Here is a 23038-nt window from a genome sequence, read left to right on the forward strand (position 1 = left end):
TGACACTTCGGAGAGCCCCCAATGCGCATCTCGATCCAGGCATGCAGTGAAGGAGCGGGAACGCAGCCCCAACTGGACGAGCGTGTCCTTACGAGCGGAGCGCGGACCACCCTTGGAGAGTGCCGCGACGCGATTCAGGCTTATGCAAGCGGCAGTTCTCTTTCGCAGGTCTACGAGACCTGGGGCATCCATCGCTCCACACTAAAGCGCGCCAAATCCCCCGTTTACTCGGGGGCCAAATTCAACAGCCTGCTAGACGGCCGAGACCGAAGCGGCGCCGCCCGACGAGCCATCCAGCACCGGCGGCGCGGTGACGATCGACTTGAGCCCGGGCTGCGCCGCGCGCAACTGGTCCAGCCGCGGCAGCGGTCGGCGCAGTGCCTCCGACCCTGCGAAGGCTTGCTCCATGGCATGCGCCACGCCCAGCGTATGGTGATCGGCGCGGAAGCGGCCCACCACCTGCAGCCCGAACGGCATGCCGGCATGGTCCAGGCCGCAGGGCAGGCTGATGGCGGGGTGGGTGGTGAGCGTGACCACGTAGGTAGGGGCCAGCCAGCGGTAATAGTTCTCCTGCTTTTCGCCGTTGATGGTCTCGGCGTAGAGGTTGGTCCACGGGAACGGCGACACCGGCGTGGTTGGCGACAGGATCACGTCGTAGTCTTCAAAGGCGGCCTGGAAGCGGCCCAGGATGCGGGTCTGCTCGGCTTGCGCCCAGGCGCTGTCGACCAGCGACATGGCCGCGCCCATCTCATAGTTGGCGCGCGTGTTCGGGCCCAGGCTCTGCGGATCGCGCTGATAGGCCTCGTGCATGCCGGCGACAAAGCTCTCGGCGCGCAGCACGTCGAAGCAGCGGTGCGCTTCGCCCAGGTCGAACTGGATCTCGTCGCAACTGCGGAACAGGTGCCGCATGGCGGCGATCTTGCCGCGAAAGACCTGCCGGATCTGGTTGTCGACAGCGCACACACCGAAATCCTCGGTCCAGCCCACCCGCAGCGAGCCCAGGTCGACATTGGCGGGCAGCAGGAACGACATCGGGTCGAGCGCATAGGTGAGCGGGTCGCTGGCCGAGACGCCGGCCGAGGCCGCCAGCTGCAGGCAGGCATCGGCCACGGTGCGGCCCATCGGGCCGACTACGGAGATGGGCGTCCAGCCCAGCAGCTTGCGCGAGCTCGGCACCACGCCAGGCGACGGGCGGAAGCCCACCACGCCGCATTTGGCGGCGGGGATGCGCAGTGAACCGCCGGTGTCCGAGCCGGTGCAGACCGGCAGCATGTCGGTCGCCAGCGCGGCAGCGGAGCCGCCCGAGGATCCCCCTGCATTCAGGTTGGGGTTAAAGGGGTTGCCGGTGGCGCCCCACACCGCGTTGCGCGAATTGGCGCCCGCGCCCATCTCCGGGATGTTGGTCTTGCCGGTGACGATGGCGCCGGCCGCGCGCAGCCGGGCTACCAGCACGTTGTCGGCGCTGGGCACATTGTCGCGGTACAGCGGCGAGCCATAGGTGGTGAGCAGGCCGGCCGTGGCCTCCAGGTCCTTCACGCCCAGCGGCAGGCCATGCAGCAAGCCCAGCGGCGCGCCGTCGAGCACGGCGCGCTCGGCCACGCGGGCTTCTTCGCGGGCGCGCTCGTAGCAGGTGGCGGTGACGGCGTTGATAAAGGGATTGACCGCCTCGATGCGGGCGATGCACGCCTCAAGCAGTTCAACGGGAGAGATCTCCTTGTTGCCGATCAGGCGGCGCAGCGCTACGGCGGATTGGGCAAGCAGGTTATCGTTCTGGGTCATGGTGAACTCTCTGGCAGGTAGGGTGAAGCGCCGCGCCGACATGGCAGGCGCGGCGCCATGGCATCCGGATCGCGCTAGCGGCTCAGCCCGCGCGCCGACACAGGCCACAAGCAGGCCACGGCCTGCCCGCGCACGCCAACGATCTCGTCATACAGATTGAGGGTGGGGTCGCAATGGCCAGGCACCAGCAGCACCTGGCTGCCGAGGCCCGGCAGGCCCGCCGCGTTGGTGCCGGGCACGGGCTCGACAATGCCGTGTTCGTCGTTGGCCGCCACATAGGCCAGCGCGTGGTCCTGGCCATTGGCGCCCCACACCAATGGCAGGCCCGAATCCACCGCCATCGATTTCAGGCCCGCGTCCAGCACAACGCGCGGCGAGGGCCGCGTTGCCGCCGCCACGCTCATCACGGTGGTGGCGATAAACAGGCTGTGCTCGAAACGCAGTGCGCCGCTGTAGTCGTTGCGGCCGTAATCGGCGTCCATGAAGACATAGGAGCCGGGCTGGATTTCGGTATAGACGCCACTGTGCAGGTCGAACTCCACGCTGCCGCTGCCGCCGCCCGTCACCGTGGCGCAAGCCACGCCGGCCTCGGCCAGCTCGGCGACGATGGCGGCGGTACGCGCCGCGGCATCGGCCGCGGCCTGCCGGCGCGCAGCAAAGTCGCGCACATGCTGGATGCCGCCGTGATACGCCTGCAAGCCGCGGAACGCTAGTTGCGGGTGCGCACCGATGGCTTGAACGAGGCGCAGCGCGGCAGGCGCGTCGGCCACGCCGCAGCGTCCCTGGCCCACGTCGATCTCGACGAATACCCCGATGCGGCTGCCGGCCTGCGCGGCGGCCTGCGCCAGCGCGGCGACCTGGCGCGCATCATCCACGCATACGCTCATCCGTGCATGCAGCGCCAGGCGGGCTAGCAGCGCGGCCTTGGCCGCCCCGGCGATCTCGTTGCTGATATGGATGTCCCTGACCCCGGCCTGCACGAACGGCAGCGCCTCGCTGACCTTCTGGCAGCAGATGCCAACCGCGCCGCGCGCGATCTGCGCCAGCGCTATCTCCGGGCATTTGTGCGCCTTGGCATGCGGGCGCAGCTGCACGCCTGCGCGGTCGGCGGCTTGCTGCATCTGCGCCAGGTTGCGCTCGAAGGCATCGAGGTCGAGCATCAGCGCCGGTGTGTCAATGGCGGCGGCGGGCTGGCCGGGGGCGGCGCAGGCGCCGAGCTGCAGGGTGGCTGAACTGGAATCTGGGAGCGTCATAGGTCGGGCTGGGATGGGCTGCCTCGGATCCTTCCGGAGGGCATGGCGCCGCCTCGGGGGCGGCGGTGCTTGCGATGATGTGGGCTGGAGGCGGGTGCTGTCAAACCAAGCCCGCCATGGGCCATTTGCGTGCGCTCAGTCCGCCGTGATATTGGCACGCTGCGCAATGGCGCGCATGCGCGGCAGTTCCTTGGTGATCAGCGCGGTCACCTCCGCGCCCGTGCCGTAGGACGGCTCGAAACCATTGTCCAGCAGCTTCTTGCGCGTGTCCGGGTCGGCCATGGTCTCGGCCAGCGCCTTTTCCAGTTTTGCCTTCACCTCGGGCGGCAGGCCGCGTGGCGCCACCACGGCCAGCCAGGTATCCATATCGGTACCCGGGTATCCGCTTTCCGCCACGGTAGGCACGTCGGGCAGCAGGGATGAGCGCTTGGCGGTGGTGACCGCGATGGCCTTGACCTTGCCGGCGCGGATCTGCGGCACGGCGGCCGAGACGGTATCCACCGAGAATGGGATCTGGCCGCCGATCAGGTCGGTCATGGCCGGCGAGCTGCCACGGTAGGGCACGTGCAGCATCTTGATGCCAAGATCGTTCAGCAGCATTTCGCCGGCGAACTGCGCGGTGGTGCCCGTGCCAAACGAGCCGTAGGAGAATTTTCCGGGCGCCGCCTTCACCGCCGCCGCGAGCTGCTTGAGGTTGCTGACCGGCACATCGCGGTTGGCCAGCAGGATCAGGCCGGTGCGCGCGGTCAGCCCGATCGGCTCGAAGCTCTTGAGCGGGTCGTAGGGCAGCTTGGGATGGATGGCCGGATTGACCGTGAATGTGGTGCCCGAGCTGGCCAGCAGCGTGTAGCCATCCGGCGCGGCCTTGGCCACCAGGCCGGCGCCAACGATGGTGCCGGCGCCCGGCCGGTTGTCGATCACCACGGTCTGGCCCAGGTGGTCGCCGAGCTTCTTGGCCAGCAGCCGGCCGATCACATCGGTGGCGCCGCCGGGCGGGTAGGGGATCACCATCTGGATCGGGTGCGTGGGGTAGGCCTGGGCCAGCGCGCTGCCGGCGGGCGCCGCCAGGCAACAGGCGGCCAGGCATGCAAGCTGGAAGGTATGGACGGGTTTCATGCTGACTCTCCTGCGTGCGACGATGGGGGGATGGATGATGGCGGCGGGCGGCTCAGGCCGCGAGCGCGGCCGCCTGGTCCAGGAAGCCTTGGTACTCCGCTTGCGGCACGAACAGCCCGCCGGTGGTCCACACCAGATGCGTGGCTTGCGGCATCGTGGCTTCGAGCTGGTGCCGGGCCAGGTAGTCGCGCCCCGCCGCGCTCTCGCACAGCATGCGCGGCCCGCTGAAGCCGGCCGCCGCCGAGGGCTCGATGCGCAGCCCTTGCGTGCGCCATGCCAGGGCCAGGTGTTCGAACAGGGTATCGTCCGCCACCGTGTACACGCCGGACAGCAGCGGGCGCATGACGGCAGCGGCCAGCTCGGACGCGCGCGGCACGGCTAGCCCGTCGGCCTGCGTGCGGTTGCTCAGGCCAAAGTCATAGACGGACGGATTGCCTGCGCCTGCCATCATCTGCACCAGGAAGCAGGGCGACTGGGTCGGCTCGGCAAACACGCAGTGCACGTGCGGCCCAAACAGCTGCCGCATGCCGAAGGTGATGCCGGCCGGCGCGCCGCCCACGCCGCAAGGCAGGTAGACGAAGAGCGGGTGCCCGGCATCGACGCGGATCGCATGCGCGGCGAGTTGCTGGCGCAGGTGCAGCGCCGCGGCGCTGTAGCCGAGCAGCAGCGACAGCGAGCGCTCGTCGTCCACGAAGTAGGTGAACTCGTCCTGCTGCGCCTGGCGGCGGCCGGCGGCGACGGCGTCCTCGTAGTCGCCAGCGTGCTCCACGACTTCCACGCCACGGTCGCGCAGCCGCGTCTTCTTCCATGCCTTTGCATCTGACGACATATGCACGGCCGCGCGAAAACCCAGCGCCGAGGCCATCACGCCAATGCTCAGGCCAAGGTTGCCGGTGGAACCCACCGCCACCTGGTAGCGCCCGAACAAGGCGCGCGCCGCGGGCTCCCTCAGGGCCAGGTAATGTTCCGGCCCGTTGCGGCCAGGGCCAAGCAGGCCATGGCGCAGCGCCAGGTTCTCGGCGAATTCCAGCACCTCGTGGATGCCGCCGCGCGCCTTGATGGAGCCTGCCACCGGCAGGCTGTGATCCGCCTTGACCCAGAGCCGGCCCTGGCTGGGCGGCAGCCCAAGGGCCGCCTGCATCGACGGCACGGCCACCAGGGGCGACTCGATGACGCCATGGGTCTCGGCCAGCTCGGGAAACAGCGCCGGCAGCAGCGGGGCAAAGCGGGCAAAGCGTGCCTGTGCGGCCTCGACATCAGCTAGACTAATGCTGTGTTCGCCGGCGGCCTGGACGGGCGGCGGCGTCTCGGCGCGCGCCGGATTGCACCAGAGCAACGGCGTGGCGGCGGCCAGGCTGGCGCGCAGCGCTGTGGCATTGTCCGGGCCGGTTGCGATTGATGGGTTCGTGGCTAAAGGCTGGTTCATCGGCAAGGGATAGGCTGCTGCGGGTTCCTGGATGACTTCATTGTTGGCCTGCGCGGATCCGCTGGCAATCCATTTATATTTAGCGAGGCATTAGTTTGACTAATGGAAGTCTGAGGGCGGACATGCGTATCGGCGGCCGCTTATGAGCACCTTGTTATCGTCCTCGTTGCTGAGCTGGCTGCGCTGCTTCGAGGCGTCGGCGCGCCATTGCAACTTCACCCACGCCGCTACGGAACTGTGCGTGACGCAGGGCGCGGTCAGCCAGCAGGTGAAGCAGCTGGAGCAGTGGCTGGACCGGCCCTTGTTCCTGCGCACGCCGCGCGCGCTGGTGCTGACGCCCGAAGGCGAGCGGTTGCGCTTTGTGCTGCGCGAGTCCTTCCAGGCCATCGAAGGCACGCTCACCCAGCTACGCAAGCCGCGCGAGGCCGGCCCTATTGCGCTGAGCTGCGCACCGTCGTTCGCCATGCGCTGGCTGACCCCGCGGCTGGGCGATTTTTTCCGTGATCACCCCGAGGTGGGCCTGCGCGTCTACGGCGAGTTCCACGCACTGGACCGCACCCGGATGGTGCGCGATGGCATCGATGCCGCCGTGCGCTTCGACCTGGGTGGCTACGACGACCTCAAGGCCCGGCTGTTTCTCGACGAATGGCTGCTGCCGGTGGCAAGCCCCGCCTTCCTGGCCGCGCATCCCGAGCTGCGCAGGCCGCAGGACCTGAGGGGCGCCTGGCTGCTGCACGACGTGAGCCCGTGGGACGGCGCGCAAGCATTCGAGGAGTGGCGCCACTGGCTGCAGGTGGCAGGGGTGGAGGCGGAGGTGGGCGAACTGGACGCGGGCCAGCGCTTCAACCTGTCGCAGCTGGCCGTGGGTGCGGCGCTGGCCGGGCAGGGCGTCGCGATGGGGCGCTCGGCGCTGGTGCTGGAAGACATCGAGGCCGGCCGCCTGGTCGACCTGTTCGGCATCCATGCGCGCTCGCAGGCGTCTTACTTCTTCGTCTGCGCGCACGGGCAGACGCCGCCTATCGCCATGGTGGAGGATTGGCTGGCTGCCGAGGGCGCGCGCTTCGATGCGGCCCGGGCCAAGGTGCTCGACGTGCAGGCACGCGGCGCGAAGGCCACCGGTGGGTGACAAAGCGTTCAATCCCCGGCATAGTTTGCGGCTTTCGTGCCGCATGGCGCGGCTCTTCGGCTTCCCGGCTTTCGGGTATTCGAGTTACCGATGGAATTTCCTGTCCTGATCCTGGCGCTGGGCGCCATCGTGGCCGGCTTCGTGCAAGGCTTGTCCGGGTTTGCCTTCGGCATGGTGGCCATGTCCTTCTGGGTCTGGACCGTGGAGCCGCGCCTGGCCGCGACGATGGCGGTGTTCGGCTCGCTGACCGGGCAGGTGGTGGCGGCGGTGACGGTGCGGCGCAGCTTCTCGCCTCGGCAGTTGCTGCCCTTCGTGGCCGGCGGCATCCTGGGCATTCCCATCGGCGTGGCGATCCTGCCGGCGCTCAATCCCAGCGTATTCAAGGCTTGCCTGGGCGGGCTGCTGGTCATCTGGTGCCCGCTCATGCTGATGTCCAGGCAACTGCCCCACATCCGGGCCGGCGGACGCGTGGCCGATGGCGTGATCGGCGCGGCCGGTGGCATCATGGGCGGCATCGGCGGCTTTACCGGCGTCATTCCCACGCTGTGGTGCACCCTGCGCGGGCTGGCCAAGGACGAGCAGCGCGCCATCATCCAGAACTTCAACCTGGCCACGCTGGCGGTGACCATGGCGACCTATGTCGGCACCGGCATCGTCACGCGCGACATGCTGCCCATGTTCCTGGTGGTGGGCCCGGCCATGCTGGTGCCCAGCATCCTTGGCGCGCGGCTGTACATCGGCATCAGCGAGATCGCCTTTCGCAGGATCGTGCTGAGCCTGCTGACCGCATCGGGCGTGGCGCTGCTGTCGGCCTCGCTGCCGAAGCTGCTGGGGACGCTGCACTGATTGGCGTGAGCCCTGGGCCCGCGTGGGCAGCGGCTCAGGTGTGAAAGGTTTCGGTCTCGGTTTCCGCCTCCGCCTGCACTGGCGCATCGAGGCCGCCGCGCTCGAACTCCGCGATTACCTGTGCTCCGAGCAGCAGCAAGGTGGCAGCGATCTCCAGGCTCAGCAGCACCACAATCGCCGTGGTGAGCGAGCCATACACCACGCTCACCTGCGACAGCGTGGCGAAGTACCAGACCAGCACGTGGCGCGAGATCTCCCACAGCAGCGCGGCGCTCACCGCGCCGATCAGCGCATGGCGCACCGACAGGCGGCCCACCGGCATCACCAGGTAGATGGAGGCCAGCAGCAGGATCTCCCCCGCCAGCCCGAGCAGGTAGAGCAAGGTGCCGGAGACCCGGTCCAGCGACAGGTCGTGGCCCAGCACTTCCACATGCCGCTCGCCGAACGCCTGCAGGCTGCCCGAGACCACCGTCACCAGCAACAGGCCGATGCTAAGCACGACGATGTAGCAGTAAGGCAGCACCGCCGACACCAGGAAGTGGCGGCGGCGGATCGCCACCCGGTGCACAAAGATCACCGACATGGCGTTCTCCAGCACCGTGAACGCCAGCGAGCTGAAAAAGATCATGCTCACCAGCAGCACCCAGCCGATCACCCCGCGGTTCGCCAGGAAGTTGGCCAGCTCGCCCACCAGCGCGCGGGATTGCCCCGGCAGCAACCATTCCAGGTAGCGCGACAAGGTGGCCAGCAGCGATTCCGGCTCGATCACATGGGACAGCGCGATCACCATCAGGATCAGCAAGGGCACGATCGACAGCAGGGCGTAGTACGCCACCGCGCCCGCAAGCAGCAAGCCCTGGTTGGCCCGGAATTGCCGGAGCGTGCGCAGTACGAAGCGCCACGGGTGCTTCAGCACCAGCCGGGCGCGCGCGTCGAGTATCTGCATGGCAGAGGATGTGTCAGTTCGTCATGACAGGGACAGCAGGGACAGCAAAAAAAAGCGCAGGCCACGGCGCATTGCGGGTTGGTATGTCTGGCAGGGAGGTCTCTTTCGCGGCGCATCCGTGTTCTCTCAATGTGGTGCATCGCGCGCCGCACGGCAAGCCGTGGTTGTCCTACACGGGTTTGCGGCATTCTCCGACAGAAACGCCAGCAGGCGAGACTATGCTTGGATGAAGCATGGCGCGCGCTGCGCGCACATGCCAATTGCCTCGCCGGCATTCCCGCGACACTTCTCGCGACACTTCTCGCGAGACGCACACGACCATCACGACAGGAACCGCAATCCCATGGCTGATCTGAACGCCGGCCCTGCTGCGGCTAGCCAGTCGTCTGCCTCCGCGGCTGCCAGTAGCGGCGCCGGCGAAGGCCAGCGGGCCCCTGCAGCCAGCCAGCCGCCGGCGCCGCCTGACGCCGCAGCTGCGGGCGCATCGGCGGCCCAGCCTGCCGTGGCCGCCACCTTTCCCGCCCCGGCCAGGCGCGGCGAACTGGCATTGACCATCCTCGCGGTGCTCGCGTCGCTCTACACGCTGCACCTGGCTAGTGCGTTCGTGATTCCCGTGGTGCTGGCGGTGGTCCTCGCCTACATGCTGGATCCGCTGGTCACCGTGCTGTGCGGGCGGCGCATCCCGCGCGTGCTCGGCGCCTCGCTGGTGCTGCTGGCGCTGGTGGCCGGCGTGGTCTGCTGCGCCTACCTGTTGCAGGATCAGGTTGCCAGCCTGATCGACCGTTTGCCGGAAGTGGCCACCAAGCTGTCGCGCTCTGTCGGCGCCTTGCTCAGCGGACACGACTCGATGTTGCAAAAGATCCGGCGGGCGGCCACGGTGCTGGGCGGCACCGGGCAAGGGCCGCCCGTGCGTGGCTCCCCGATCGTGGTGGAGCGCGCCGGGGAATCGCTCAACAATATCCTGCTGGCAGGTTCGGTCGGCGTCTTCGCTGTCGCCGGGCAGGCCGCGGTGGTGTTGTTCCTCGCCTTCTTCATGCTGGTGTCCGGCGACATGTTCAAGCGCAAGTTCATCAAGATGGCGGGTACCACGCTGTCGCAGAAGAAGATCAGCGTGCACATGCTCGACGAGATCAACCGGCAGATCCAGCGCTATATGGTGATGCTGCTGGTCACCAACGCCATGGTGGGCGTGCTGACCTGGTTCCTGCTGAAATGGCTGCAGGTGGAAAACGCCGGCACGTGGGCGCTGGCCGCCGCGGCGTTGCACCTGGTGCCTTACTTCGGTGCGGTGCTCATTGCGGTTTGCATCGGGCTTGCCGCCTTCATGCAGTCGGGCGACTTCGCACTGACGGCAATGGCGGCAGGCGGCTCGCTGCTGGTCGCCACGCTGATCGGCGCGCTGGTGACCACCTGGATGACGGGGCGCATGGCCAAGATGAACGCCGTCGCGGTGTTCGTCGTGCTGCTGCTCTTCACCTGGCTATGGGGCACCTGGGGCGTGCTGCTGGCGATTCCCATCGCCGTGATCGCCAAGGTGGTGGCGGATCATGTGGAGGGGCTGGAAGTGGTGGCGGAGTTCCTGGGCGAGTGAGGTTGGCTCAATCCGCAGCCAAATAGCGCGCCACCAGCGCCGCCACATCGGGCGGGACCGCGTCCGCCGCGCACGCCCGCAGATGCAGCGTCTGTCCGTCGCGCAGCGTCATTGCCGCATCCCGCTCGCCAAAACGCAACGTGCCTTCGGCAAACACGCGCTCCTGGCAATCTCCCTGGCGCATCGACACAAACTGCAAGGGCAGCGCCTGCCGCGGGCCATTGCCCGCGGCTATCCACAGCCACTGGTATTTGCGCGAGCGCGGCGCATCGGCGGGCAAGCCGAGGCGCTTGATTTCCAGCACCGTGCCCGCGCCTGCGGTGAAGGCAAAGAGAATCTCGCAGGTGGGCAATGCTGGCTGGGTTTGCGTCATGGCTGGCTGGATATCGGCTGGAAACTGGAGCGCGATTCTACCCGCAGCCGAGCGCGCCTGCGCCCCGCACGCCGCGCATATCGATAGGCGAACACCTTCATTCCATGCCCATGGCCGCGGCGCTAACATCGCTCCAGCGAGCCGGCATCACAAGTGCCGGTCGCGCCTTGATAACAGCGGCCAGCTTGCGCGCCGCCGCGCCTCGGCGTGGCGCGCGAAGAGCCGCAACCCTGAGTGTGGAGCCTGCATGCAACGCCGTAGTCTATTCAAATCCATCGCCCTGGCCGCCGCCATGATCGTGCTGCCGGCCGCGCACGCCGCCGACCAGGTGGTGCGCCTTGGCACCATGAGCGGCCCCGACGCGCAGATCTGGGAGGTCGTGCGGACCGTGGCCAAGCGCAGTGGCTTGGACGTGAAGATCATCGAGTTCAACGACTACGCGCAGCCCAATGCCGCGCTGGATGCCGGGGACCTGGACGCCAACAGCTTCCAGCACCAGCCCTTTCTCGACAGCCAGATCGCGGCGCGGCACTACAAGATCGCCAATGTCGGGCTGACATACGTGGCGCCGATGGGCTTTTATTCGAAGAAGCTCAAGTCGCTGAAGGCACTGCCGGACGGCGCCAAGGTGGGCATCCAGAACGATCCCTCCAATGGCAACCGCGCGCTGCTGCTGTTGCAGAAAGAGGGGCTGGTCACGCTGCGCGATGGCGCCGGCACGAACGGCAAGAACGCCACGCCGCTCGATATCAAGGCCAATCCCCGCAAGCTGAAGATCGTGGAGCTGGACTCGGCCATCCTGCCGCGCTCGCTCGATGACCTGGCCGTGGCTTCCATCAATACCGACTACGCGGTCAAGGCCGGCCTCAGCCCAACCAAGGATGCGATTGCCACCGAAGACCTGCGCGGCCCGTACGCCAACCTGATCGCGGTGCGCACGCAGGACAAGGACAAGCCGTGGGTCAAGCCGCTGGTGGCGGCCTACCAGTCGCAGGAAGTGCGCGACTTCCTGGCCACGCAGTTCAAGGGCGCGATCCTGCCGGCGTTCTGACAGCGCGCGCGCTCGCTCGAGGGTAGCGCCGGCTACGCGGCCAGCGCTTCCTCGACAAACAGCAGGCGATCATTGCCCCAGAACAATTCGTCGCCGACGAAGAAGCTTGGGGCACCGAACACGCCGCGTGCTACCGCGGCCTCGGTGGCCTGCTTCAGCGCCTCCTTCACCACCGGGTCATCGATCATCCCCAGCACCTGGCGCGCGTCGAACCCGGCGGCTGTGAGCGCGGCGCCGATCTCGGCGGGGTCGTTCAGGTTACGTTGCTGCTCCCACATGGCGGCGAAGATCGTCTCCACATAACGGTGGAAGGCGGCCTCGTCCTGCAACTGGAAGCCGACCGCGGCGCGCATCAGCGCCAGCGTGTTGACCGGGAAATGCGGATTCTGCTGCAGGTTGGCACCGTACCGGCGCGACCAGCGCGCGGTGTCGGTTTTCGACCAGCGGCCCTTGGCGGGGATCTCCGCGGGGCTGTGGTTGCCGGTGGCCTTGAACACGCCGCCCAGCAGGATGGGCCGCCATACGATCTGCGCGCCGGTGCGCTGTGCCACGCGCGGCAATTCCTTGTAGGCCAGGTAGGAATACGGGCTGCCGAAGTCGAAATAAAATTCCACTTGCTTGCTCATGTCGTTGTCTCCGCTTGTTGTGGTGTTTTGTCTTTGTTGGTTTTCATGCCTTTCATGCCTTTCATGGCTTTGAGGCTTTGGCCGGCAGGGCTTACCACGGCTCGATCCACGGACGGATATCCAGCTCGTGCGTCCACGCGTCGCGCGGCTGCTGGTGCAGCATCCAGTAGGTGTCGGCGATATGCTCCGGATTGACGATGCCATCGTCCTGCTTGGTGGCGTAGCGGTCGGGGAAGTTCGAGCGGATGAAGTCGGTGTCGATGGCAGCGTCCACCACCAGGTGCGCCACATGGATGTTCTTCGGCCCCAGCTCTCGCGCCATGCTCTGGGCTAGCGCGCGCAGGGCATGCTTGGCGCCCGCAAAGGCGCTCATGCCATCGCGCCCGCGCAGGCTGGCGGTTGCACCAGTGAAGAAAATCGAGCCATGCCCGCGCGGCAGCATCACGCGGGCAGCCTCGCGCCCCATCAGGAAGCCGCCGAAGCAGGCCATCTCCCAGACCTTGAAGTACACGCGGGATGTGGTTTCCAGTACGGAAAACCGCACATTGGCGCCGATATTGAAGATCGCCACCTCCAGCGGCGCGATCTCGCGCTCGATGCGCTCAATCAGCGCCACCGTCTCGTCCTCCTTGCGGGCATCGCAGGCAAAGCCGTAGGCTTCGCCGCCCTCGGCGCGGATCTGCTCGACCAGCGGCGTGAGCTTGTCCGCACTGCGGCGCGTCACGCAGGCGATATAGCCCTCACGGGCAAAGCGGCGCGCAATGGCGCCGCCAGTGGCGTCGCCGGCACCCACTACAAGGATGGCTTTCTTGTTGGACATGACTTGTCTCCAGTCTTGGAATTATCCGCCGGCAATGGCCGGGCGGGCTCTCTGCGTTCGTGCCCACGCTGGCCGCTTCCATCGAAAGCGGATCCGGCATAAGATAAACGATCGTTTAGTAAACGAACGTTATGGTATGAATGCGGGTCGCGTCAAGCGGCATCTGCCCCAGGACAATCTCAGGAACTGCAATGCGTTATTCCGCAACTCACAAAGCTGCCACCCGCGAGCGGGTGCTGGAGGCCAGCGGCGCGCTGGTCAAGCGCGAGGGCTTTGCGTCGACCGGCGTTGACCAGCTGATGGGCGCCGCCGGCCTGACCGGCGGGGCGTTCTACAGCCATTTCGATTCCAAGCAGGCATTGCTGCGCGAAGTGATCGAGCGCGAGCTGCAGCGCAGCCGGGAGCTGCTGCTGCCTGACGGGGAGGCAGGCGATGGCGCCTGGCTGGCAAGGATGCTGGATTGCTACCTCACCATGGGCCATGTGCGGCATCCGGAGACAGGCTGCCCGTTGCCCAGCCTGGGCGCGGAGATCGCCCGCGCCGATGCGGACACGCGCCAAGCCTGCGAGGACGGCATGGTAGCCATGCAGCTGGAGCTGGCGGCAAGGCTGGGGAGCGGGGAGGCGGCCTGGGGCGTCATGTCCCAGTGCGTCGGGGCGCTGATGCTGGCGCGCACGGTGGCCAACCAGGATGTGGCCAGGGAGATCTTGAAGGGGGCACGGACGATGCTGGAGCGTGCAGGCGGTGCTGCCGGTGACTGGCGGGTGTAGCGCAGCGCGCTTTGTTTTAACATGCGGGCTACACATTCAGACAGGACCCCCGCCGATGAGGAACGTATTCCTGATTCCCCTTGTTTCGGCATTGCTTGCCTTTGGCAGCGCGGCCTGCGCCCAGGTCGATGACCAGTCGAAGCCGCAGGCGCTGATCCAGACCGTGACGCAGCAGTTGCTGCGTGAGGTGCGCGCCCGCGCGGTCGCGCCAGGAGATATCCAGCGCATCACGGCAATCGTGAACAAGGACATCCTTCCGTACACCGACCTGAACCGCACCACGCAGCTCGCCATGGGCCGTTACTGGCGCACCGCAACGCCGGCGCAGCAGCAACAAGTGGTGGAGCAGTTCAAGCTGCTGCTGATCCACACCTATGCCGGCGCCATCGCGCAACTCCGCCCGGACCAGCAGATCGAGTATCCGCCATCGCGCATCGAGCCGACCGAGACGGACGTGGTGGTGCGCACGGTCGCCACCAATATGAAAAGCGGCCAGCCTGTGCAGATCGACTACCGACTGCACAAGACGCCGGAAGGCTGGCGCGTGTATGACCTGAACGTGCTGGGCGCCTGGCTGGTGCAAACCTACCGGCAGCAGTTCAACGACAGGATTCAGCAAGGCGGAGTGGAGGGGCTGATCCAGTCGCTGACTGAGCGCAATGCGCGGCTTGTGTCTGGCAGGCAGTAGGAGGGGCCCAGGTGCCATGCGGGCTGTACGCCTTGCCACTGGAACGACTTCCGGCTGGTGGCAGCACCCGTTCGCCCAGTCAGGGTAAAACCGCCGATGACCCTGATGATTAGTCGGCCCGGCACCACCGGCCAGAATCCGGGCACACAGCGGCCCTTGCACCGTTCAGCCAGACTTGCTCTTCATTCAGTTGCAATGCCGTTGAAGGGGCGGTGTCGAAGGCAACCTGAAGTGCGTGCCCAACATGGGTATCTTCAATGGGAAGCTCCCAGGTCAGGAATAGCTGGATGCAATCCTGGTCGGGCGGGAAATCGGTCGCGTGAAAACCGCTGCTCTGGCGTTGAATCACGCCATGGGGCTGGCAAGTATCGAATATCACAGCCCTACCCCGCGACAGGGGGATTCGATGGCCCAGCGAGGGAAAATGCAAGTCTTGACCCCTGTCCTCGCTCAGGAAGAGATTGCAAAAGGCCGCGCCGCCATACTGCGCACCGTCATGGTGGTACCGCGCCCCGCGGCAGGCCATGAGGGCCACGTCGCTGGCGGCAAGCACCCCGGGCAGTCCAAGCGCGCACGTCCAATCGGCCACCGCCTGTACGCAGCGTGCGTAGTCCGGCCAGCGCGCCCGCGCTCGCGCCAAGGGCATTGCCTCGACATCCCCGGGTTCCAGGACCAGGCGGGACGATATCTCCCTTGCCCAATCCGCAAGCAGACGCGCAGGGGGCACAGGCACGTCGACCGTGCCGGATAGCACGATGTCACTGACGTATCGGCTGCGGATGGCGTCGCCACTCCAGAAATAGGACGTGAGGAGGTCTTGTGCTCGATGCGGTTGAGGGCGGTGGTTCATCGGTACCAGTGTCATGCGGCTGTCTCGATACTGTAGCGGATCGGAGGCGGAGGTCGCCTGCCAGCCAGGAACAGCTGCCCAAGATTGCCAGCATGCGCACCTGCTGCCTGGCGAGGGAGCGGCCGAAGCCGTATGGTAGTGTCCCGCTATATTTCCCTCCAAACGCTTATCGAGGTCGCAATGAAAGTCAAACGAATCGTTGCCAATATCAACACGCAAGCCGTAGGCGATGCGAAGGACTTCTACGAGGGCGTATTCGGTCTCAACCTGGTGATGGATCATGGCTGGATTGCCACGTACGGCTCGTCGGAAACGATGAAAGCGCAGATTAGTATCGCTTCACAAGGAGGATCGGACACGCCAACGCCGGATCTTTCGATCGAAGTGGACGACATTGCCGCTGCACTTGAGCGCGTGAAGTCGGCAGGGATTCCCATCGAGTACGGCCCGGTCGACGAGCCATGGGGCGTGCGGCGCTTCTATGTTCGCGACCCATTTGGCAAACTGATCAACGTGCTCGCGCACACCTGACGCGGAGGTCTGCCAGGGGCGGTGGGCAAAACTGCTCATTCGGAACCTGGCTTATCAGACGGTCTTCAGCGGGGCGGGTGCGCTGGCAGTGGCTGGCAACCGCCAACCGCCAACCGCCAAAGTCAGCCAATTCCCGCCAGCCTTCGGGCGTCGATCATCATGTTTACGCCCAGTACAAGCAGAACCGCGCCCATGGCCCAGCGCTGGGCCAGCAGGAGTCCCGGCCGGCGGGACAGGAGCGTTGCCATGCTGCCGGAGCAGATTGCAACGGCGCCATTGACGGTGGCGAACGCGATAATCAATGTGGACCCGAGCACGAGCGATTGCTCGAGGACGTTGCCGTTCCGATAGTTGATGAATTGCGGCAAGACTGACAGGAAGGTCATCGCCAGCTTGGGATTCAACAGGCTTGTGGTCGCGCCCATCGCGAACAGCCGGCGGGGGCGTTCGTGCGGCAGGTCGCGGACTTCGAGCGGGGAGCGGCCACCAGGCTTCACGGCCTGCCACGCCAGATAGAACAGATAGGCGGCGCCCACCGTGCCCAGGATGCTGCTGGCGTAGGGCACGCTCAGGAAAAATGCCGTGATGCCAAACGCCGCGCCAAACATATAGAAAAGGTATCCGAGCATGACGCCAGCCAGGGACACGAGCCCGGCCTTGCGTCCTTGCGCAATGGAGCGCGACATCACGTAGACCATGTTTGGGCCCGGCGTCACGGCTAGCATGCCCCCCACCGCTAAAAATCCGTAGATCGATTCCATACCGTGCATTTTCGGGGTTCCCCTGTGGACATCGACTGCAGTATCCACTTGGTGAATGGCCGTGTAAAACGGGTTAAACTGAAGTTTTTGTTCAGATTTTCTGATTAATATGAAAAAGCTCGATCTGGACGTCATTGAGATGGTGGTGGCGGTCGCCGACACCGGCTCGTTTGCCCGGGGGGCGGAGGCCGTACACCGGTCCGCGTCGGCGGTGAGCATGCAGATCAAGGCGCTTGAGGAGTCGCTTGGGAAGCCGCTGTTCGTGCGGACCACGCGACATGTGACGATTACCGCCGAGGGAAAGACGCTGCTGGACTACGGCCGTCGCATGCTCGCGATGCGGGAGGAGGCGTGGGCGTCGGTCGTGCGCCCGGAGATGAAGGGGCGTGTCACCATCGGCGTGCCTGACGACTACGCCTCATCGTTGCTGCCGTCGGTCCTCAGGCAGTTCGCGGTGGCGCATCCGCGTGTGGAAATCCGGGTGATCGGCATGCCCAGCAGTGCGCTTGTGCCATTGCTCAAGGACAACACGCTCGACCTGGCCTGCCTGACCAAAGCCAAGGGCATAGCCGGTGAATTCATCCGGTTCGAGCCGATGGTCTGGGTCGGGTCGGCTGTGCGGAAAGTGTGGAACGAGCGCCCGCTGCCCATCGCGGTTTTCGCGCATGGCAGCACGGCACGTGCCAATGCCATCAGCGCGCTGCAGCGGGAAAACATCAAATATCGCATGTCCTACGAAAGCCCGAGCTTGCTGGGCCTTGTCAGCATGGTCGAAGCGGGGCTTGCGGTCGCCCCCCTGGCAAGATGCAGCGTACCGGGGCATCTTGTTCAGCTATCCCAGAGCGACGGTTTGCCACCACTGGCTGAACTCGAAATCGTCCTTGCGCGCAGTTCCCGGTCCGCGCGACCGCCCTGTGATTATCTCGCTGAACAGATTCTGGTTGAATTGAGAACCTGAGGAGAGCCCGAGGGAGCCGCATGGTGAGGCGTCCATCGATGAACGGGTTGGCATGGAGGCTGGACGCATCGCCCGACCTTGGCGAAGCACAGGTACGAACTGAAGTGAAACTTCTCGCCGTGTGAATTAAGTCTTCTGGCGAACGCGACAACTGAGATGGGTGTGTCACGCGACACTTTGAGCAGATTTCACTTTCTACACAGTCCGATATGAAATATTTCAACAGGTATGCCGCGTGGCGCCATTGCACGCTATGTTCAACTCCGAAGTACCGCTGCGTGCCGCGTGCCCCGGTGGCCTCCGAGTTATTTCGTATCCACGCTTTTTCACTTGTCAGGACAGCCATGCCAAATCGTCGGTTGATTTCCCGTTCCCTGCACGCGCTGAGTCTTGGCGCGGCCATGCTTTTCGCACCGCTCGTCCACGCCGCGCCGCCGGGCGCAGTCGGCGTGGCGGAGGAAACCGTGGTCTCCGGGCGCATCGTTTCGATCGATCCGGAATCGAAGGCGGTGCTGGTGCAAGGCCCGCGCGGCAATGTCGCCGAACTGATCGGCGGCGACGAAGTCAAGAATTTCAAGCAGATCAAGAAGGGCGACATGGTCACGCTGACCCGCGCGGCGGCCGTGGTCACCCTGCTGGAGCCGGTCGATAGCAAGGACACGCCGCTGGCGGAATCGGTGGAGCGCACCGCGCGCGCGGGCGAGGGGGACAAGCCTGGCTTTGCGCGCGAGATCACAACCACGGTGACAGCGGAGATCACCAAGATCAATGCGAGGAACCGTAGCGTGACCTTCCGTGGTCCACGCGAGACGCTGCGCACGGTGAAAGTCCAGGACCCCAGCATCGACCTGGGCAAGCTCAAGACGGGGCGCCTGGCCAAGCTCGTCTATCGCGAGGTCATCTCGATCGTGGTGACGTCGCCGCCGAAGTCGTAAGGCGCGCTGGCATCGACAGTGATCCCGCGGCGCTGCGTGGCCGCGGGATTTTTCTTGTGGCGCCAAGTTAGCGGTAAAGCTGCCCATGCGCCGGAGCTGGGCGGTGTGGCTTGCGATATGCCGGCTTGCCCGCCAGCGCTTTGCCTACGCCTCCACAAGCGCCTCGAAGCGCAGGGCGAGAAAGTCGATCAGCGCACGCACGGCAGGCAGCAGGCCCCGGCGCGAGGGGTACACGGCATGGATGACGCCGGCCTTTGGCCGCCAGTCTGGCACCAGCATGACCAGCCGGCCTTGTTTCAGCTCATCCTCCACCACCATGCTCGGCAGTGCCACCGCGCCCACCCCGGCCAGCGCGGCCAGGCGCAGGGCCAGCATGTCGTCGGTGACCAGGCGCGGGGTGTGGCGGATTTCCACGCTGGCGCCCTCCGGCCCCTGCAGCCGCCAGCTATGCGTGGGCTGCGGCGGGCCCCAGTCCAGCGTGGGCAGCTCGGCCACGTCGGCCGGCACGGCGGGCATGGGGCGGCCCGCCAGCAGCGCGGGGCTGGCCAGCAGGCACCACGCGCGGGTGGCCAGCGTGCGCATCACCAGGTCGCTGTCGCTCAATGGTGGCACCCGCACCCGAATGGCCACGTCGATGCGCTCGGCAATCACATCCACGCGGCGGTTGGTGGCCTCGAGATGCACGATGACCTTTGGGCAGGCCGCCATGAACTCGGCGATCATGGCGCCGATCCGCGCGTGCAGCAGCGCCACCGGGCAGGTCACCCGCACGATGCCCTGGGGCTCCGAGCGCGTCAGGTCGATGGCCTGCTGCGCGGCATCGGCCTCGACCAGCATGGCCTTGCAGTGCGTGTAGTAGCTCTGCCCGATCTCGGTCACCGAGAAATGCCGCGTCGAGCGCTGGATAAGGCGCGTGCCCAGGCGTTCTTCGAGTTCGCCCACGCGGCGGCTCAGCTTGGACTTGGGGATGCCCAATGCACGGCTTGCCGGCGCAAAGCCCTGATGGTCCACCACCTGGGCGAAGTAGAAGAGGTCGTTGAGGTCGGGGTGCATGGGGGCATCGTCCTATCGATAGGACACTGAGGATAGCGCACGGCGGCTACCGGTGCTAATGCCGCTGGCCTAAGCTGGTTTCCATCAGGGGCAAAGCCAGCCCGCCACCGTTCAGGAGTTCCCATGAAGAAGATTATCGGCACCTACCGCGCCCCGCATGCCCATTGGGTGGGCGACGGCTTTCCCGTGCGCACGCTGTTCTCGCAGCAGAGCCTTGGCAGCCACCTGAGCCCCTTCCTGATGCTCGACCATGCGGGCCCGGCAGACTTCCCGCCTGCCGCCCGGCGGCGCGGCGTGGGCGAGCATCCGCACCGCGGCTTCGAGACGGTGACCATCGTCTACCAGGGCGAGCTGGAGCATCGCGATTCCACGGGGCAGGGCGGGCGCATCGGCCCCGGCGACGTGCAATGGATGACGGCGGCGTCCGGCATCCTGCATGAGGAGTTCCATTCGGAGGCCTTCACCCGCACCGGCGGCACGCTGGAAATGGTGCAGTTGTGGGTGAACCTGCGCGCCAGCGACAAGATGGCGGCACCCGGCTACCAGACCATTGTGTCGGCGCAGATCCCGTCGGTGCCGTTGCCCGGCGGCGCCGGCCAGGTGCGCGTGATTGCGGGTGAGTACCAGAGCGCACGCGGGCCGGCGCACACCTTCACGCCGATGGACGTATGGGACGTGCAACTGCGCCATGGCGCGGACGTGGACCTGCCTGCGCCCGAGGGGCGCACCGCGGCGCTGGTGGTGCTGCGCGGCAACGTGCTGGTCAACGGCAGCGAGGCCGCACAAGCGGGGCAGATGGTGCTGCTCGATCGCGCTGGTGCCGGATTTGCGCTGGCGGCCACAAGCGACGCGCTGGTGCTGGTGCTGCATGGCGACGCCATCGACGAGCCGGTGGCGACCTACGGGCCGTTCGTGATGAACACCGAGGAAGAGATCAAGCAAGCGCTGCAGGATTTTCGCAGCGGCCGCTTCGGGCAGATCGAAGCGGCGTAGTCAGCGCCGGACGCTAACCCGTTCGGCGTAATTGCAAATCGTGCATCAATGAAAGGAGATGCTCATGGCAACCACCTACAAGCGCCTGGACAAGAGCCAGGCCGCCGTCCTCATGGTCGATCACCAGGCCGGCCTGCTATCGCTGGTCCGCGATATCGAGCCCGATAAATTCAAGAACAACGTGCTCGCGCTGGCGGACCTGGCCAAGTACTTCAACCTGCCCACCATCCTCACCACCAGCTTCGAAGATGGCCCGAACGGGCCGCTGGTGCAGGAGCTCAAGCAGACTTTTCCCGATGCGCCCTACATTGCTCGCCCCGGCCAGATCAATGCCTGGGACAACGAGGATTTCACCAAGGCGGTCAAGGCCACCGGGCGCAAGCAGTTGATCATCGCGGGTGTGGTGACCGAAGTCTGCGTGGCTTTCCCGGCATTGTCGGCGATGGCCGAGGGCTACGACGTGTTCGTGGTCACGGATGCATCCGGCACCTTCGACGAGATCACCCGCAATGCCGCATGGGCCCGCATGGAGCAAGCCGGGGCGCAGATGCTGAGCTGGTTCGGCGTGGCCTGCGAACTGCACCGCGACTGGCGCAACGATATCGAAGGGCTGGGCACGCTGTTCGGCAATCACATTCCCGACTATCGCAACCTGATGGCGAGCTATAGCACGGTGAAGGCCGCCAGGTAAGCTGAGGAGCCGGCGCCTCATGCGCCGGCTCCAGCGGGCCATGCCCGCAAAGATCGCCTTGACATCCTTACGTACGATATATATCTTAAGATATGTTTTTAGATACGTAGGAGCTGCGACGATGCGTCACCACCCCATTCTGGGCAGGCTTAGCCATCACATGCTTGCCCATCTGTCTTCCCATTTTTCGTTCCAATCCTCGCGCCACGGCGAGCATCATGGCCGCCATGCCATTGGCCGTCACCACCACGGCGGCGGCCCGGGCGGCTTCTTTGGCGGCGGCGGCGATGGCTTCGACGGCGACGGCGATAGCTGGCGGCGCGGCCGCAAGTTCAGCTCGGACGATCTTCAACTCATGCTGCTGTCCTTGCTGGAAGAAAAGCCCAGCCATGGCTACGAGTTGATCAAGGCGCTGGAGGCCCGCACCAACGGCTTCTACAAGCCCAGCCCGGGCATGGTCTATCCGGCCCTGACCTTCCTCGAAGAACTTGGCTACGCCACGGTGGACACCGAGGGCAACAAAAAGCGCTACCAGCTGGCGGGGCCGGGCCTGGCCCATCTCGACGCCAACCGCGAGCGGCTGGCCCTGATGCTCAACAAGCTCAAGCACGTGGCACGCAAGATGGAGTGGGTGCGGCGCGCGCTGTCGGGCGAAGCTGCGGAGCCGGGTGCGGCGGGTGCAGCCGCCGACGAGCGCGAAGCCGCGGGCAGCTGGCTGCCGGAGTTCGTCGAGGCGCGCGTGGCGCTCAAGCGGGCGCTGCTGCTGCGCACCGATGCCACGCCGGACGAGCAGCGCCGCATCGCCGCCATCCTGGCGCGGGCGACCGCCGAGATCAACACCGGCCAGGGTGCCTAGTGCTGACCCGCATCCCGACACGCCATATTCCATATTCCGTATTCCTCATCCCCCTCATTCCCGCCAACCAGGAAACCCATGACTACTCGCGACCTCACCGTGCAACGCGTTCGCCATGAACTCAAGATGCGCTTGCTGCAAGTGGTGCGTACCCAGGCGGTGTCGCCGCAATTGCTGCGCGTGACGCTGGCCGGCGACGACCTGAAGGGCTTTGTCTCCGCGTCTTTCGACGACCACATCAAGGTGTTCTTCCCGGCGCCGGGGCAAAGCAAGCCCGCGCTGCCGGAGCTTGGCCCCAACGGCCCTGTGTTTCCCGAAGGCCAGCCGAGGCCCGCCGCGCGCGACTACACGCCGCGCCGTTACGATGCCGCCGCGGGCGAGCTTGATATCGAGTTCGTGCTGCATGGCGATGGACCTGCGTCTACCTGGGCCGCGCAGGCTGCGCCCGGCCAGTATCTCGGCGTGGGCGGCCCGCGTGGGTCGTTCGTGATTCCCGAGGGCTTCGACTGGCACCTGCTGGTGGGCGACGAAACCGCGCTGCCTGCCATCGGCCGCCGGCTCGACGAGTTGCCGTCCGGCGTGCGCGCGCTGGTGGTGCTGACGGTGGACAACGCCGCCGCCGAAATCCCGCTGCCCAGCCGCGCCGACGTGGAGATCCGCTGGCTGCACCGTGACAGCGCACCGGCAGATAGCGCCACCTGGCTGCTGGAACAAGCCTTGCGCGAGGTCACGCTGCCGCTCGGCGAAGGCTATGTGTGGGCGGCTGGCGAGGCCGCGTCGATTCGCGCCGTGCGTCAGTACCTGGTGGGCGAGCGCGGCATCGAGAAGGGCCGCATCCGCGCGGCCAGCTACTGGAAGGCCGGGGCCGCCGCCGTCCACGAGAACATCGACGACTGAGCGGCGCATGCCGGCAGCAGTGCAAGCCTTGAAGGCTGGATCAACTGGTTTTACAATGCAACCGCCTCGCCATTGGCGCCGCATTCCGCGGCGCGCCGCATC

General features: G+C 66.2%; 24 protein-coding genes. 13 read left to right on the forward strand and 11 right to left on the reverse strand.

Features of this window, described 5'->3' with window-relative positions:
- Positions 1 to 252 precede the first annotated feature (252 nt).
- The 4 genes from ACX12D_RS24045 to ACX12D_RS24060 all read right to left on the reverse strand — a co-directional run bounded on the left by ACX12D_RS24045 (position 253) and on the right by ACX12D_RS24060 (position 5574).
- Positions 253 to 1779, reverse strand: coding sequence for an amidase (locus ACX12D_RS24045; protein ID WP_459375969.1), 1527 nt, complete (start codon positions 1777 to 1779; stop codon positions 253 to 255).
- 74 nt (positions 1780 to 1853) lie between these two features.
- The gene (locus ACX12D_RS24050; protein ID WP_459375970.1) at positions 1854 to 3032 is read right to left on the reverse strand and encodes a DSD1 family PLP-dependent enzyme; all 1179 of its coding nucleotides are present in this window, start codon (positions 3030 to 3032) and stop codon (positions 1854 to 1856) included.
- A 135-nt stretch (positions 3033 to 3167) separates the two neighbouring features.
- The gene (locus ACX12D_RS24055) at positions 3168 to 4148 is read right to left on the reverse strand and encodes a Bug family tripartite tricarboxylate transporter substrate binding protein (RefSeq protein WP_459375971.1); all 981 of its coding nucleotides are present in this window, start codon (positions 4146 to 4148) and stop codon (positions 3168 to 3170) included.
- A gap of 52 nt (positions 4149 to 4200) precedes the next feature.
- On the reverse strand, positions 4201 to 5574 hold the full coding sequence (locus ACX12D_RS24060; protein WP_459375972.1) for a D-serine ammonia-lyase: 1374 nt from the start codon (positions 5572 to 5574) through the stop codon (positions 4201 to 4203).
- A 142-nt stretch (positions 5575 to 5716) separates the two neighbouring features.
- Here ACX12D_RS24060 and ACX12D_RS24065 point away from each other — a divergent pair, with 142 nt between their 5' ends.
- Both ACX12D_RS24065 and ACX12D_RS24070 read left to right on the forward strand, forming a co-directional pair.
- Positions 5717 to 6700, forward strand: a complete 984-nt coding sequence (locus ACX12D_RS24065) for a LysR substrate-binding domain-containing protein (protein ID WP_459375973.1) — start codon at positions 5717 to 5719, stop codon at positions 6698 to 6700.
- A 90-nt stretch (positions 6701 to 6790) separates the two neighbouring features.
- The gene (locus tag ACX12D_RS24070) at positions 6791 to 7546 is read left to right on the forward strand and encodes a sulfite exporter TauE/SafE family protein (RefSeq protein ID WP_459375974.1); all 756 of its coding nucleotides are present in this window, start codon (positions 6791 to 6793) and stop codon (positions 7544 to 7546) included.
- 34 nt (positions 7547 to 7580) lie between these two features.
- Here the strand turns inward: ACX12D_RS24070 and ACX12D_RS24075 are convergent, their stop codons facing one another.
- A complete protein-coding gene (locus ACX12D_RS24075) occupies positions 7581 to 8492 on the reverse strand; it encodes a YihY/virulence factor BrkB family protein (protein WP_459375975.1) in 912 nt (303 codons plus the stop codon).
- 343 nt (positions 8493 to 8835) lie between these two features.
- Between ACX12D_RS24075 and ACX12D_RS24080 the strand changes: the two genes are divergently transcribed.
- Positions 8836 to 10083, forward strand: coding sequence for an AI-2E family transporter (locus ACX12D_RS24080; RefSeq protein WP_459375977.1), 1248 nt, complete (start codon positions 8836 to 8838; stop codon positions 10081 to 10083).
- A 7-nt stretch (positions 10084 to 10090) separates the two neighbouring features.
- Here the strand turns inward: ACX12D_RS24080 and ACX12D_RS24085 are convergent, their stop codons facing one another.
- Positions 10091 to 10456, reverse strand: coding sequence for a hypothetical protein (locus ACX12D_RS24085; RefSeq protein WP_459375978.1), 366 nt, complete (start codon positions 10454 to 10456; stop codon positions 10091 to 10093).
- 247 nt (positions 10457 to 10703) lie between these two features.
- Between ACX12D_RS24085 and ACX12D_RS24090 the strand changes: the two genes are divergently transcribed.
- The gene (locus ACX12D_RS24090; protein WP_459375980.1) at positions 10704 to 11507 is read left to right on the forward strand and encodes a MetQ/NlpA family ABC transporter substrate-binding protein; all 804 of its coding nucleotides are present in this window, start codon (positions 10704 to 10706) and stop codon (positions 11505 to 11507) included.
- A gap of 32 nt (positions 11508 to 11539) precedes the next feature.
- Here the strand turns inward: ACX12D_RS24090 and ACX12D_RS24095 are convergent, their stop codons facing one another.
- Positions 11540 to 12133, reverse strand: a complete 594-nt coding sequence (locus tag ACX12D_RS24095; protein WP_441635276.1) for a 2-hydroxychromene-2-carboxylate isomerase — start codon at positions 12131 to 12133, stop codon at positions 11540 to 11542.
- Between the two features lie 91 nt (positions 12134 to 12224).
- A complete protein-coding gene (locus ACX12D_RS24100; protein ID WP_150985585.1) occupies positions 12225 to 12953 on the reverse strand; it encodes an SDR family oxidoreductase in 729 nt (242 codons plus the stop codon).
- 191 nt (positions 12954 to 13144) lie between these two features.
- On the opposite strand from ACX12D_RS24100, the gene ACX12D_RS24105 reads away from it, so the two are divergent.
- Together ACX12D_RS24105 and ACX12D_RS24110 are read left to right on the forward strand one after the other, a co-directional pair.
- Positions 13145 to 13723, forward strand: a complete 579-nt coding sequence (locus ACX12D_RS24105; protein ID WP_459375981.1) for a TetR/AcrR family transcriptional regulator — start codon at positions 13145 to 13147, stop codon at positions 13721 to 13723.
- Between the two features lie 55 nt (positions 13724 to 13778).
- Complete coding sequence (locus tag ACX12D_RS24110) at positions 13779 to 14411, forward strand: MlaC/ttg2D family ABC transporter substrate-binding protein (protein ID WP_441635272.1); 633 nt, start codon at positions 13779 to 13781, stop codon at positions 14409 to 14411.
- Between the two features lie 109 nt (positions 14412 to 14520).
- Here ACX12D_RS24110 and ACX12D_RS24115 read toward each other — a convergent pair whose 3' ends face one another.
- On the reverse strand, positions 14521 to 15276 hold the full coding sequence (locus ACX12D_RS24115; RefSeq protein ID WP_459375982.1) for a hypothetical protein: 756 nt from the start codon (positions 15274 to 15276) through the stop codon (positions 14521 to 14523).
- 165 nt (positions 15277 to 15441) lie between these two features.
- On the opposite strand from ACX12D_RS24115, the gene ACX12D_RS24120 reads away from it, so the two are divergent.
- Positions 15442 to 15792, forward strand: a complete 351-nt coding sequence (locus tag ACX12D_RS24120) for a VOC family protein (protein WP_459375983.1) — start codon at positions 15442 to 15444, stop codon at positions 15790 to 15792.
- Positions 15793 to 15914: 122 nt separating this feature from the next.
- On the opposite strand, the gene ACX12D_RS24125 is transcribed toward ACX12D_RS24120, so the two are convergent.
- Entirely contained in the window at positions 15915 to 16562 is a 648-nt protein-coding gene (locus ACX12D_RS24125; protein ID WP_459375984.1) for a LysE family translocator, read from the reverse strand.
- A 100-nt stretch (positions 16563 to 16662) separates the two neighbouring features.
- On the opposite strand from ACX12D_RS24125, the gene ACX12D_RS24130 reads away from it, so the two are divergent.
- Together ACX12D_RS24130 and ACX12D_RS24135 are read left to right on the forward strand one after the other, a co-directional pair.
- Positions 16663 to 17511 (forward strand): LysR substrate-binding domain-containing protein, encoded by an 849-nt coding sequence (locus ACX12D_RS24130; protein ID WP_459375985.1) that lies wholly within the window; start codon positions 16663 to 16665, stop codon positions 17509 to 17511.
- Between the two features lie 401 nt (positions 17512 to 17912).
- Positions 17913 to 18446 carry a hypothetical protein gene (locus ACX12D_RS24135; RefSeq protein WP_459375986.1) on the forward strand — a complete coding sequence of 178 codons (534 nt, stop codon included), beginning with the start codon at positions 17913 to 17915 and terminating at the stop codon, positions 18444 to 18446.
- A 144-nt stretch (positions 18447 to 18590) separates the two neighbouring features.
- Here the strand turns inward: ACX12D_RS24135 and ACX12D_RS24140 are convergent, their stop codons facing one another.
- Positions 18591 to 19499: a LysR family transcriptional regulator gene (locus ACX12D_RS24140; protein ID WP_459375987.1), complete on the reverse strand. Its 909-nt coding sequence runs from the start codon at positions 19497 to 19499 to the stop codon at positions 18591 to 18593.
- A 123-nt stretch (positions 19500 to 19622) separates the two neighbouring features.
- On the opposite strand from ACX12D_RS24140, the gene ACX12D_RS24145 reads away from it, so the two are divergent.
- The 4 genes from ACX12D_RS24145 to ACX12D_RS24160 all read left to right on the forward strand — a co-directional run bounded on the left by ACX12D_RS24145 (position 19623) and on the right by ACX12D_RS24160 (position 22936).
- Positions 19623 to 20492, forward strand: coding sequence for a pirin family protein (locus ACX12D_RS24145; RefSeq protein WP_459375988.1), 870 nt, complete (start codon positions 19623 to 19625; stop codon positions 20490 to 20492).
- 64 nt (positions 20493 to 20556) lie between these two features.
- Positions 20557 to 21183, forward strand: a complete 627-nt coding sequence (ycaC, locus tag ACX12D_RS24150) for an isochorismate family cysteine hydrolase YcaC (protein WP_459375989.1) — start codon at positions 20557 to 20559, stop codon at positions 21181 to 21183.
- Positions 21184 to 21304: 121 nt separating this feature from the next.
- Positions 21305 to 22039: a PadR family transcriptional regulator gene (locus tag ACX12D_RS24155; RefSeq protein ID WP_459375990.1), complete on the forward strand. Its 735-nt coding sequence runs from the start codon at positions 21305 to 21307 to the stop codon at positions 22037 to 22039.
- Between the two features lie 78 nt (positions 22040 to 22117).
- Entirely contained in the window at positions 22118 to 22936 is an 819-nt protein-coding gene (locus tag ACX12D_RS24160; RefSeq protein WP_459375991.1) for a siderophore-interacting protein, read from the forward strand.
- Positions 22937 to 23038: the final 102 nt, after the last annotated feature.

Source organism: Cupriavidus sp. PET2-C1, assembly GCF_054515855.1.